The following is an 11,946-nucleotide window of genomic DNA, read 5'->3' on the forward strand; positions in this document are numbered from 1 at the left end:
CTTGCATGCATTCACGCGGGCCGGTCATGCAATCTGCACGATCGCTGTTTTAAGCGTTTATTTTAGCTATTTGATTTTGAAGGATTTTATTTTTATTCGCGGTTGGCACAGCGCCTGCAATATCCCTGTTAACCCTGCTGCCAGGACACGGCGCAGACTTTCCAGAAGAACAGGAGTGACTCATATGAAAAAGTTCGCTATCGCTACCGCAGCTGCCACCGCTCTGACTCTGACCCTGGCCAACGCTGCCTTCGCGGCTGAACAGACTCAGGCCTCCAAGCCGATGATGCTCGCCGCCGGTGAAGTCACCAAGGCCAAGGAAGAGACCTCCGACACCTGGATCACCACCAAGGTCAAAGCCGACCTGCTGACCGAAAAAGGTATTCCAGGCAGCGACATCAAGGTTGAAACCGAGAAGGGCGTCGTTTCGCTGTCCTCGGAAACCAAGGTGACCGCCGCCCAGAAGGAAACCGCGGTGCACATCGCCAAGAACATCAAGGGCGTTAAAGGCGTTACCGCTGAAGCCCTGAAAACCGAGTAAGTACCCAGGGTTTCGCCAGAACCGGCAGTAGGGCGAAACGGATGAGTCTGTGGTCCATCCGTTGAGCCTTGAGGTTCATGCGACAGGCAACAGGGACGTAGCCATTACAGGCCCCGGCGTATTGCGTCGGGGCCTGTTCTATCTGGATTTTCAAAAGCTCCGCGGGCAAGCCCCGCTCCTGCAAGGTAGGCGTCGCACAGCATTGCGGGCATACCACAAACCTGTAGGAGCGGGCTTGCCCGCGAATGGGCCCTGAAGCTCAGCCCCGGCTCAAGGGCTGCGGCTGCTGCGGATATCCACCAATTGGCCACCCTCGAAGCGCAACGACTGTTTCATGCCGCCACTGGGCGTGTAGATCCATTCCTCGACCTTGACCCCGTCCCGGCGGTTGCCATGGCGTATTTCGATGTAGCCCTTGTCGATCACCGCCACTGGCGTGCCGCACTTGGTGGTGACGTCGTAGGTGCTGTCGCCGTAGCTGATCAGGCCCTTCTCGCAGCGCAGGGTGGTGGCCTGGGCCTGGCCGGCCATCGACAGGATGAGCGCCAGGCTGAAGATGAGGGGTTTTCCCATGGTCATTCGCTATCCAGGTGCATGGGGGTGACGACGCGCCCATCGCTCTCGGCCTGGCCGATGGCGGCGTCGATGAAGTACACACGATCGTCTGCCAGTTGCCCCTTGTCCACCAGGAAGTCCTTGATGCTGCTGGCCCGATCCTGGCCGAGCTTGCGCAACAGCACGGTGTTGCCGCTCCAGTTCTTGAGCACGCCGTCGCGCAGCTTGGCGGTACGCTCGTCGCGGCTCAGTTGCGCCCATTCGGCCGGTGGCTGCTGCTTGATCAGGTTGCGGTAGATGCCCTCCAGCATCGGCGCCTTCTCGTCTTCGGGCACCTGCAGTTGCGCCGCCTGGGCCGGCACCTTGTCACCGCGGCGCTGGAGCATCTTGTAGTAGGTCGCCTGGTATTCGCGCTCCAGGCGCTGTTGGGCGATCAGCATGCCGTCGCTGCTCTGGGCGCTGGTGCCTTCGATTTCCAGGCGCAGGTTGGGGCGTTCTTTCAGTGCCTCGGCCAGTTTGGTCAGCGACGACTCGGCGTCCTTGCTCAGGTCGCTGGAGCCCGGCTCGAACGACACGTTGCTCAGGTCCTGGGCATCGCCACCGGCAATCAGCCCACCGATGAACTTGAAGGGCGCCGTCGCCGCGCGCAGGATCAGGTTGCGCAGGGTCTGCCAGACGATTGGCATCACGCTGAACTGCGGGTTGTTCAGGTCGCCGGAAACCGGCAGCTCGATGGAGATCTTGCCGTCGGTGTCCTTGAGCAGGGCGATGGCCAGCTTGATCGGCAGGTCGACGGCATCCGGGCTGTCGACCTTCTCACCCAATTGCAACTGTTCGACCACCAGCTTGTTCTCGGCCTTGAGCTGACCCTTGGTGATCAGGTAGTGCAGGTCGAGGTTGAGCCGCCCCTTGCGGATGCGATAGCCGGCGAATTTGCCGGAGTAGGGGGTCAGCGTGGTCAGCTCGACACGCTTGAAGCTGGTGGCGATATCCAGGCTGGCCATCGGGTCGAAGGGGTTCAGCGCGCCCTTGATGGTCACCGGTGCGTAACGGTCGACCTTGCCCTTGACGTCGACATCCGCCGGTTTCGCCTGGCGGCTGTCGATGGTGCCGATCTGGCCGTTGAGCTGCTGGATGGCGGTGGCGAAGTTAGGCGTCAGGCTGAAGTCGGCGAAGTTGGCCGAGCCGTCATTGATGGCAATGCCGCCGATATGGATACCCAGCGGCTTGCTGTTCGACGGGGCGGCTTTGCTCGCCGATTTCTTGTCGCCGCCAGCGGGCTGAGGAATCAGCAGGTCATCGACGTTGGTGGTGCGGTCGTCGTTGATCATGAAGCGTGCGTAGGGCTGGTACAGGCTGACCTTGTCGATCGACAGGCTGTCACCGTGCTGGTAGTTCAGGCCATCGACCTGCAGTTTCTGCCATTTGACGAAGTCGCGGCTCTTGAGGGTATCGAGCGTATGCATCTGGTCGACCTGGGCCCGGCCGGTGACGCTGAAGGCCAGCGGTTCGACGCTTTTCAGGTTGACGTCGAGGTCGCTGCCGAGCATCCCGCTGCGCACCTCCAGGCGGATGAACGGCTCGACGTAGGCCTGTGCCACCCGCAGGTCGATGTCTTTGGTGTTGACCTTCAATTTTGCCCTGATGGGGCTCAGGTTGACCTCGCCGCTGGCCAGGACCTTGCCCTGCTTGCCCAGACCGCTGTCGAGCTTGAGGGTGAAGGGCGACTGGTTGAGGCTGTCGAAGTTCTGCAGGTCAAGGTTCAGCGGGCCGACCTCGAGCGCGACCGGGGTCTTGTTGGCGCGGTCGGCCAGGTGCACCCGGTAGTCGCGCAGTTGCACGTCCTTGAGCAGCACCTGCCAGGGCTTGCTCGGCGCGGCCGGCGCCGGCGGTGGCGCATCGGCGGTGGCCGGCGGCGGTTTCTTCGCCTCGGGCTTGGCCGGCTGGCTGGCGAACAGTTTCTGCCAGTCGAGCTGGCCATCGGCTTCGCGGGCGGCCCAGGTTTCCAGCTTGTTGCTGTGGATCTTGCCGACCACCACCTGCTGCTTGGCCAGGTCGACGCTGGTTTCGCTCACGTCCAGGCGTTCCAGGCGTGCCAGCGGGCGGCCGTCGGGGGCCTTGATGGCGAAGGGGGCGACGCTGACCGAGGCGTTGCTCAGCAGCATCTCGGTTTCCTTGGCGAGGCTGAGCTTGTAGTCGGTGCTGAGATTCAGCAGGCCATCTTCCAGCACCAGCGGCAGGGCGTCGCGAACATAGGGCCACCAGAGTTTCATCTTGCCATCGGTGACTTTCAGCGAGCCTTCGGAGGTAATCGGCGTCAGGCTGAAGTTGCCTTTCCAGTCGATCCGCCCGCCCTCGGGGCCGGCGGCCACCAGCACCATGTCGGCGCTGTCGTCGGGCAGGGTGCTGAGGTTTTTCAGTTGCAGGTCGAGCTTGTCGTAGACGAACTCGATGGGCTCGCTGGGGCGCAGGTCCTGGAAGTGCAGGTAACCGTCATCCAGGGCGATCTTGTCGATGCGCACCGGGAACGGCTTGGCATTCGGGTCGGTTGGCGTCGGTTCGCTGGCCGGCAACTTGAACAGTTGGGCCAGGTTCAGCGTGCCGTCCTTGTTGAAGGCCACTTCGGTGTGGGGCTTGTCGAGCCGGAGCTCCGCCAGGTGCAGGGCGTGGGTCCAGAGGCTGTCGATCTGCAGGTTGACGTACAGGCGCTCGAACGCCACCTGTTCCTTGCCCGGCTCACCGATGTTCAGCCCCCACAGCGTGACTTCCAGGCTGAACGGGTTGAGTTCCAGGCGTTGGAGCTTGGCAGGCACCGTGGCGTAGTTTGCCAGTTGCTGGTTGGCGATGCGCAGCACCACGCCCGGCAGGATGAAAAAGCCCAGCACGGTGTACAGCGCGAGGACGGTCAGCAAGGCGCCCAGGGCGCGTTTCAATCCTTTGGACATGTGATGCGTCGTCTTTCTCAGTCGGAGGTGCCTTGGAGTATGGCACGCGTTTATGGTTGCGAAGCAATCCCCTTTTTTCTTCGCAACCCCCGGTTTTCTGGCGTCATTTCTAGAGCTGCAGGACCAGTGTCTTCAGCGGTGGCTGGCCGTCCATGGAAGGAAAGTCCTCGGCGGGCTTGAGCACCTGCCAGTCGCGGACCGGGCGGCCGGCCTTTTGCGCACAACGCAGCACCTGTTCGCGCCAGTCGTGCAGGCCGACCTTCGCCAGATTGTTGCAGCAGATCAGCACGCCATCGTCGGCGGTGGCCAGCAGTGCGGGCTTGAGCAGGCTCTGGTAGTCGCGCAGCAGATCGACGGTGCCGAAGGCACTCTTGGCCCAGGCGGGTGGGTCGAGCAGCACCAGGTCGTACTGGCGTTGTTCCAGACGCGGATAGCTGGGCAACTTCTGACCCCGGCGCTGGGCAATCGGCAGCCCGGCCAATTGGCGGATGGCCGGGAAATAGTCGGATTGCACGAACTGCATGGCCGGCAGTTCGGGATTGAGCTGGCCGTTCTCGCGGCCCACCGCCAGGTTGCCCTCGGCGAAATCGAGGTTGCAGATTTCCCGCGCCCCACCGGCCGCCGCACTCAGGCCGACGCCACAGGTGTAGGCGAACAGGTTGAGCACGCTTTTGCCGCGGCTGTGCCGCTTGACCCAGCCCCGGGCATTGCGCAGGTCGAGGAACAGCAGCGGGTCTTGCCCGGCGTGGCGGCCACGGACCCGGTAGTTGAGGCCCCACTCGTGGCCGACCAGGTCGGCCAGGGCACTGTCCTCGGCGCGGTAGACCGGGTCTTCCCGGTCGATCCGCGAATGGCCACGGGAGCGGTCGTTGTAGACCAGCAGGGTCTCCAGTCCCAGGGCCCGGTTGACGGCCTCGTGCGCCGCCAGCAGCGACTCGCGGTCCAGCGTCTGGTGGAAACTCTGCACCATCAGTTGCGGGCCGTAACGGTCGATGGTCAGGCCGCCGGCGCCTTCCTGGCTGCCATGGAACAGCCGGTAGCAGTCGGTGCCCTGGGCATGCAGTTCGGCCAGCAGGTCCTGGCGTTGGTCGAGGGCGGCGCGCAGCGCCTGGTTCAAGGAAGACATGGAGCGCGCCTTGGGTCGGAATTGGCGGGCGATTCTACCAGCCTTTTGCTGGACGATCCTTCCCGTCGCCCCCGTCATACGGGGGCTGGGAGTGGTTCTTGTTACGAGGCTCAGCGGTTCAGGCTTTGAGCGGTCAGGTTCTCGACCACACTCGGATCGGCCAGGGTCGAGGTATCGCCCAGGCTGTCCAGTTCGTTGCCGGCGATCTTGCGCAGAATGCGCCGCATGATCTTGCCCGAGCGGGTCTTCGGTAACGCTGGCGCCCACTGGATCAGGTCCGGCTTGGCAAAGCTGCCGATTTCCTGGCTGACATGGGCCAGCAGGGCCTTCTTCAGGGCGTCGTCCGCCTCGACACCCTTCATGGGAGTGACGAAGGCATAGATGCCCTGACCCTTGAGGTCATGGGGATAACCGACCACGGCGGCCTCGGCGATGCTTTCATGCAGGACCAGGGCGCTCTCCACCTCGGCGGTGCCGATGCGGTGCCCGGAGACGTTGATTACGTCGTCGATCCGCCCGGTGATCCAGTAATGACCGTCCTCGTCGCGGCGCGCGCCGTCGCCGGTGAAGTAGTAGCCGGGGTAGGGCTGGAAGTAGGTGTCGACCATGCGCTGCGGATCGCCGTAGACGCTGCGGATCTGCCCGGGCCAACTGGACTTGATGGCCAGCACGCCGCTGCCGGCACCGCTGATCTCCTGACCCTGTTCATCCAGCAGCACCGGCTGCACGCCGAACATCGGCTGGGTGGCGCAGCCGGGCTTGAGCTGCCGGGAGCCGATCAGCGGGGTGAGCATGATGCCGCCGGTCTCGGTCTGCCACCAGGTATCGACGATGGGGCAGCGTTGCTCGCCCACCACATTGAAGTACCACTCCCAGGCCTCGGGGTTGATCGGTTCGCCGACGCTGCCGAGCAGCCGCAGGCTGGCCCGCGAGGTCCGTTTCAGCGGCTCGGCGCCCTCGCGCATCAGCGCCCGGATGGCGGTCGGGGCGGTATAGAAGATGTTCACCTGGTGCTTGTCGACCACCTGCCAGAAGCGTGAGCTGTCGGGGTAGTTCGGCACGCCTTCGTAGATCAGGCTGGTGGCGCCGTTCGCCAGCGGGCCATAGACGATGTAGCTATGGCCGGTGACCCAGCCGACATCGGCGGTGCACCAGAAAACCTCGCCCTGGCGGTAGTCGAAGACATGCTTGAAAGTCATCGCCGCCTGCAGCAGGTAGCCGCCGGTGGTGTGCAGCACGCCCTTGGGTTTGCCGGTGCTGCCGGAGGTGTAGAGGATGAACAGCGGGTCTTCGGCGTCCATCGGCTCGGGCGGGCAGTCGTCGCTGGCCCCGTGCACGGCGTCGTGGTACCAGAGGTCGCGGCCTTCGAGCCAGGGCACGGGGCTCTGGGTGCGCTGCACCACCAGCACGCTGCCGACTTCGGGACAACTGCGCAACGCCTTGTCGACGTTCTCCTTGAGCGGGATGTACTTGCCGCCGCGCACGCCTTCGTCGGCGGTGATCACGGTCTGGCAGCCGGCATCGAGGATGCGGTCACGCAGGGCGTCGGGCGAGAAGCCGCCGAACACCACCGAATGGATTGCGCCGATCCGCGTGCAGGCGAGCATCGCATAGACCGCCTCGGGAATCATCGGCATGTAGATGCACACCCGATCGCCTTTCTTCACGCCGCGCTGTTTCAGCACGTTGGCCAGCCGGCAGACGTGATGATGCAGCTTGCGATAGGTGATCTGTGCCGACTCGGCCGGATTGTCGCCTTCCCAGAGCAGCGCGGTGCTGTCGCCGTGCACGGCGAGGTGGCGATCGATGCAGTTGTAGCTGACGTTCAGTTGGGCGCCACCGAACCACTGCGCCTGGCCGGTGTGCAGGTCGTATTGGCGGACCGTGTCCCAGGGTCTGGACCAGTCGAGAAAGCGCCTGGCCTGCTCGGCCCAGAAGGTGTCGGGGTAGTCGATGGATTGCCGGTAGAGCCGCTGGTAGTCGTCCTGGCTCAGTTGTGCGGCCTGGCGGGTGGCTTCGGCCTGGGGGTATGTGCTGATATCGAACATGGCGATTCCTTGTTCTTGTCTGCGACAAGCCTAAGGGTGCGCCCAGTTGGCAAAAAAAGACAGGCCCGCAGTGGGCCTGTCTTCTGTATGGACCTGTCCCGGCCCCCTGTAGGAGCCGGGCTTGCCCGCGAATGGGCCAGCAAACCCTGCTCCAAACCTGAAACCTCCACGAGCAGGGGAGAATGCCCGGAATCAACCGCGATGACGACCGCGGAAGTAGTTGATCAACCCCTGGGTCGAGGCGTCTTCGGCAGCGGACTCCTCGGTGCCGGTCAGGCGGTTGTAGACGCCCTTGCCCAGTTCCTTGCCCAGTTCCACGCCCCACTGGTCGAAGGCGTTGATACCCCAGATCACGCTCTGCACGAAAACCTTGTGCTCGTACATCGCGACCAGGGCGCCCAGGCGGCGCGGGCTGATGCGTTCGACCACCAGGGTGTTGCTCGGACGGTTGCCCGGAATCACCTTGTGCGGCGCCAGTTTCTGCACGTCGGCCTCGCTCAGGCCTTTCTCACGCAGCTCGGCTTCGGCCTCGGCGCGGGTCTTGCCGAGCATCAGCGCCTGGCTCTGCGACAGGCAGTTGGCGTACAGCCACTGGTGGTGGTCGGCGACCGGGTTGAAGCTGACGATCGGCACGATGAAGTCGGCCGGGATCAGTTGGGTGCCCTGGTGCAGCAACTGGTGGTAGGCGTGCTGGCCGTTGCAGCCGACGCCGCCCCAGATCACCGGGCCGGTGTCGGTCGAAACCGGCGTACCGTCCTGGCGTACGCTCTTGCCGTTGGATTCCATGTCCAACTGCTGCAGGTGTTTGGTGATGTTGCGCAGGTAGTGGTCGTACGGCAGGATCGCATGGCTCTGCGCACCCCAGAAGTTGCCATACCAGACGCCCAGCAGGGCCAGCAGCACCGGCATGTTCTGTTCGAACGGCGCGTTCTGGAAGTGCTGGTCCATGGTGTAGGCACCGGACAGCAGTTCCTTGAAGTTCGACATGCCGATGGCCAGGGCGATCGGCAGACCGATGGCCGACCACAGTGAGTAGCGGCCGCCGACCCAGTCCCACATCGGGAAGATGTTCTCTTCGCGGATACCGAAGGCCACGGCGGCGGCATTGTTGCTCGACACCGCGATGAAGTGCTTGTACAGCTCGGCCTCGGAACCGCCCTGGGCCAGGTACCAGGAACGGGCGGCCTGGGCGTTCTTCAGGGTTTCGAGGGTGTTGAAGGATTTCGACGAGACGATGAACAGGGTGGTCTCGGCGCGAATCTTCGCCGACAGTTCGTGGAACTCGCTGCCGTCGATGTTCGCCAGGTAGTGGCAGCGCACGCCCTTGTGGGTGTAGGACAGCAGGGCTTCGGAAACCAGTTCCGGGCCGAGGAACGAGCCACCGATACCGATGTTCACCACGTCGGTGATCGGCTTCTCGCTGTAACCGCGCCACAGGCCGTCGTGAATGCGCCCGACCAGTTCGGTGATCTGGTTCAGCACCTTGTGCACGTCGGGCATCACGTTGACGCCGTTGACCAGCAGCTTGTCGCCGACCGGCCGGCGCAGGGCAGTGTGCAGTGCCGGGCGGGCCTCGGAGGAGTTGACCGGCTCGCCGGCGAACAGTGCCTTGATCGCGCCTTGCAGGTCGACTTCGTTGGCCAGGCCGACCAGCAGGTTGCGGGTCTCGCTGGTGATCAGGTTCTTGGAGTAGTCGAGAAACAACCCGCAGCTGCTGAGCGTGAATTGGTTGAAGCGCTGCGGATCGGCATTAAAGGCTTCGCGCATGCTGAAGTTGTGCATGTTTTCGCGGTGTTGATTCAGCGCCTGCCAGGCGGGCAGAGCGGTCACGTCGTGAGGAGTGCGGTAGTACGCCATCGCTGCGGATTTCCTTTTACGAGAACTGCCTTTTGGACATGTGGCTTTTTTGGACACCAGAAACGCCGGAACGTCCTGCTTTTATCGGTGGCAGTGTCCGGCAACCTGCGTCGGCACGGTTGGGGAGACGCAGCGCGATTACAGTAAACCTCGCGCTGGCGTCTGTCTTGGCTTTGTCTGACCTTTTCCCGGTACTATTTCGCACTCCCGGGTTTTCCGGTGGGTGGGCGAACAGTTCCGAGGTCGTATGGAAGTCCAGGTGCGGCGGCAGTTTGCCCGAAGCCTGGGGCTCGGGCAATCGCTGCTCAGGCCGGGGTGTCGAGGTTCAGGTGCAGGTTGTCGATCAGGCGGGTAGTACCGAGGAACGCCGCGACCAGAATCACCAGGTCGCGATCCTGTGCGGTGGCGGTGCGCAGGTTCAGGGCGTGGCGGATTTCCAGGTAGTCCACCCGAAAACCGGCGGCCTCGATCAGCCGGGTCTGCTCGGCGAGCAGCTTCGGATAATCGCGCTCGCCCTGCTCGATGGCCGTGGCGATCTGGCTCAGGCTGCGATACAGGGCCGGGGCGGTGGCACGCTCCGTTTCACTGAGGAAACCGTTGCGCGAGGACAGCGCCAGGCCATCGGCGGCACGCACCGTCGGCTCGCCGATGATCTGGATCGGCATGTTCAGGTCGTGGACCAGCGCGCGAATCACCGCCAGTTGCTGGAAGTCCTTCTGGCCGAACACGGCCAGGTCCGGCTGGACCATGTTGAACAGCTTGCTGACCACGGTCGCCACGCCTTCGAAGTGCCCGGGGCGGCTGGCGCCGCACAGGCCTTGGGACAATTGCGGGACGCTGACCCGGGTCTGGCCGGCCATGCCGTCGGGGTACATCTCTTCCACCGTTGGCGCGAACAGCAGGTGGCAGCCGGCTTCCAGCAGTTTTTCCTGGTCGGCGGCGAGGGTGCGCGGGTACTTGTCGAGGTCTTCGTTGGCGCCGAACTGCAGCGGGTTGACGAAGATGCTCGCCACCACGAAGTCCACCCGTTGTGCGGCCTTGGTCACCAGCGCGGCGTGGCCGGCGTGCAGGTTGCCCATGGTCGGCACGAAGCCGATGCGTTTGCCTTCGCTGCGGGCGCGCGCGACGGCGGCCCGCAGTTCACGGACGGTCTTTACTGTGTTCATGCCGAAAACCCGTGTTCGGTTCCAGGGAAGGTGACTGCCTTGACTTCGCTGACGTAGGCGCCGATGGCGGCCTGGATGCTGGCCTGGCCGGCCATGAAGTTCTTGACGAACTTGGGCACGCGGCCGCTGATGGAAAGGCCGAGCATATCGTGCAGCACCAGCACCTGGCCGTCGGTCGCACTGCCGGCACCGATGCCGATGACCGGTACCTTGACCGCCTGGGTGATTTCCGCGGCGAGGTCGCTCGGTACGCATTCGAGCAGGATCATCGCGGCGCCGGCCTGTTCCAGGGCAATGGCGTCGGCGCGCATCTGTCGCGCCTGGGCTTCGCCGCGGCCCTGGACTTTGTAGCCGCCGAAGATGTTCACCGACTGCGGGGTCAGCCCCATGTGCGCACACACCGGCACACCGCGCTCGGCGAGCAGGCGAATGGACTCGGCCAGCCAGGCGGCGCCTTCGACCTTGACCATGTTGGCACCGGCCTGCATCAGTTGGGCACTGTTGTGCAGGGTCTGTTCGACGGTGGCGTAGGCCATGAACGGCAGGTCGGCGACGATGAAGGCGCCCTGGTTGCCGCGCTTGACGCTGGCGGTGTGGTAGGCGACTTCGGCCACCGTCACTGGCAGTGTGCTGTCATGCCCTTGGGAAACCATGCCCAGCGAATCGCCAATCAGCAGCACCTCGACACCGGCTTCACAGCTGGCATGGGCGAAGGTGGCGTCATAGCAGGTCAGCATGGTGATTTTCTCACCTTTCTGCTTGAGGCCTTGCAAGGTGGTCAGGGTAATGTCTGGCATGAAAAAGTCCTCTTCAGGCGCCGTGCAAATTACTGCGAGTAACGCGCGTGATTCGTCATTTATACAGGCGCACGTTCTTCTGTCGTGCTTATAAAGCCTGGATTGCGCCCTTTAACGCCGCAGGGGCGGCAATGGGACGCCTATAGTCGTGAGGAGGACTGGGGAAGTCAATCGTGTGTGTTACCGCGATGTTACGGCACAAGTGTTACCGCTCTGACTGATGCGATTCAGCAGTGTTGCCGAAAAACAAACGCAACCCTGTGTTGATGAAATTCGTGGTGCTGGTTGAAACGCGGCCTGTAGGAGCCGGGCTTGCCCGCGAACCGCCAAGGGCGGCCATCCACCGAGATGTTCGCAGCCTGCCCAGGCATGGGCGGCGCCAGCGAGGGGCCTTCGCGGGCAAGCCCGGCTCCTACAGGGAGGGGGATTACTGGGCCAGGCGCTCCAGGCCGACGAACGGGCATTCGGCGAGCAAGTTCTGCAGGCTGCGGCCATCGGCCAGTTGCAGGTCGGCCGGAGCCAGTTCCGCCAACGGATACAGCACGAACGGGCGCGCCTGCATGTGGTAGTGCGGGACTTTCAGCCGCGGTTCGTCGATCAGGCGGTCACCGAACAGCAGGATGTCCAGGTCCAGCGTGCGCGGGCCCCAGCGCTCGTGGCGCTCGCGGCCCTGGTCGAGTTCGATGCGCTGCAGGGCGTCGAGCAGTTCCAGGGGCGCCAGGCGGCTGTCGAGGGCCGCGACCGCGTTGGTGTAGCGCGGTTGACCGGGAAGCAGCGAGTCGCTCTGGTAGAACGCGGAAACGCCGGCCAGTTCGCTGTCCGGCAGTTGGGCCAGGGCCTGTACCGCGTTGCGCAATTGCTCCGCCGGGTCCGCCAGGTTGCTGCCCAGGCCGATGTAGATGCGTTCCATC

The 11,946-nt window shown here is 63.9% G+C and carries 9 protein-coding genes; 1 reads left to right on the forward strand and 8 read right to left on the reverse strand.

Annotated elements, in window-relative coordinates; translation table 11 throughout:
• Positions 1-184 precede the first annotated feature (184 nt).
• Complete coding sequence (locus ACM62G_RS16185; RefSeq protein ID WP_054058247.1) at positions 185-541, forward strand: BON domain-containing protein; 357 nt, start codon at positions 185-187, stop codon at positions 539-541.
• 270 nt (positions 542-811) lie between these two features.
• Here ACM62G_RS16185 and ACM62G_RS16190 read toward each other — a convergent pair whose 3' ends face one another.
• From ACM62G_RS16190 to folK, 8 genes are all read right to left on the reverse strand, one after another.
• Positions 812-1,114 carry a DUF2845 domain-containing protein gene (locus tag ACM62G_RS16190; RefSeq protein WP_273821460.1) on the reverse strand — a complete coding sequence of 101 codons (303 nt, stop codon included), beginning with the start codon at positions 1,112-1,114 and terminating at the stop codon, positions 812-814.
• A gap of 2 nt (positions 1,115-1,116) precedes the next feature.
• Complete coding sequence (locus tag ACM62G_RS16195) at positions 1,117-4,041, reverse strand: DUF748 domain-containing protein (protein ID WP_419735159.1); 2,925 nt, start codon at positions 4,039-4,041, stop codon at positions 1,117-1,119.
• A 109-nt stretch (positions 4,042-4,150) separates the two neighbouring features.
• Entirely contained in the window at positions 4,151-5,167 is a 1,017-nt protein-coding gene (locus ACM62G_RS16200) for a class I SAM-dependent rRNA methyltransferase (RefSeq protein ID WP_419735160.1), read from the reverse strand.
• A gap of 110 nt (positions 5,168-5,277) precedes the next feature.
• Complete coding sequence (acs, locus tag ACM62G_RS16205; protein ID WP_419735161.1) at positions 5,278-7,215, reverse strand: acetate--CoA ligase; 1,938 nt, start codon at positions 7,213-7,215, stop codon at positions 5,278-5,280.
• A 192-nt stretch (positions 7,216-7,407) separates the two neighbouring features.
• Positions 7,408-9,072 (reverse strand): glucose-6-phosphate isomerase, encoded by a 1,665-nt coding sequence (gene pgi / locus ACM62G_RS16210; protein WP_054058243.1) that lies wholly within the window; start codon positions 9,070-9,072, stop codon positions 7,408-7,410.
• A 305-nt stretch (positions 9,073-9,377) separates the two neighbouring features.
• Positions 9,378-10,238 carry a pantoate--beta-alanine ligase gene (gene panC, locus ACM62G_RS16215; RefSeq protein WP_054058242.1) on the reverse strand — a complete coding sequence of 287 codons (861 nt, stop codon included), beginning with the start codon at positions 10,236-10,238 and terminating at the stop codon, positions 9,378-9,380.
• The gene (gene panB, locus ACM62G_RS16220) at positions 10,235-11,035 is read right to left on the reverse strand and encodes a 3-methyl-2-oxobutanoate hydroxymethyltransferase (RefSeq protein ID WP_419735162.1); all 801 of its coding nucleotides are present in this window, start codon (positions 11,033-11,035) and stop codon (positions 10,235-10,237) included. Before panB ends, panC begins: the two co-directional genes overlap by 4 nt.
• Before the next feature lie 427 nt (positions 11,036-11,462).
• A complete protein-coding gene (gene folK, locus ACM62G_RS16225) occupies positions 11,463-11,945 on the reverse strand; it encodes a 2-amino-4-hydroxy-6-hydroxymethyldihydropteridine diphosphokinase (RefSeq protein WP_419735163.1) in 483 nt (160 codons plus the stop codon).
• Position 11,946: the final 1 nt, after the last annotated feature.

The sequence above is a fragment of the Pseudomonas sp. COR18 genome (genome assembly GCF_048568395.1).
In the GTDB taxonomy this organism is placed as follows: domain Bacteria; phylum Pseudomonadota; class Gammaproteobacteria; order Pseudomonadales; family Pseudomonadaceae; genus Aquipseudomonas; species Aquipseudomonas fuscovaginae_B.

What these genes read in the sequence shown, in the direction of transcription:
- pgi (WP_054058243.1), bottom strand. Translation starts at nt 9,072, where the DNA reads ATGGCGTACTACCGCACTCCTCACGACGTGACCGCTCTGCCCGCCTGG.
- acs (WP_419735161.1), bottom strand. Translation starts at nt 7,215, where the DNA reads ATGTTCGATATCAGCACATACCCCCAGGCCGAAGCCACCCGCCAGGCC.
- folK (WP_419735163.1), bottom strand. Translation starts at nt 11,945, where the DNA reads ATGGAACGCATCTACATCGGCCTGGGCAGCAACCTGGCGGACCCGGCG.
- panC (WP_054058242.1), bottom strand. Translation starts at nt 10,238, where the DNA reads ATGAACACAGTAAAGACCGTCCGTGAACTGCGGGCCGCCGTCGCGCGC.
- ACM62G_RS16195 (WP_419735159.1), bottom strand. Translation starts at nt 4,041, where the DNA reads ATGTCCAAAGGATTGAAACGCGCCCTGGGCGCCTTGCTGACCGTCCTC.
- ACM62G_RS16200 (WP_419735160.1), bottom strand. Translation starts at nt 5,167, where the DNA reads ATGTCTTCCTTGAACCAGGCGCTGCGCGCCGCCCTCGACCAACGCCAG.
- panB (WP_419735162.1), bottom strand. Translation starts at nt 11,035, where the DNA reads ATGCCAGACATTACCCTGACCACCTTGCAAGGCCTCAAGCAGAAAGGT.
- ACM62G_RS16185 (WP_054058247.1), top strand. Translation starts at nt 185, where the DNA reads ATGAAAAAGTTCGCTATCGCTACCGCAGCTGCCACCGCTCTGACTCTG.
- ACM62G_RS16190 (WP_273821460.1), bottom strand. Translation starts at nt 1,114, where the DNA reads ATGGGAAAACCCCTCATCTTCAGCCTGGCGCTCATCCTGTCGATGGCC.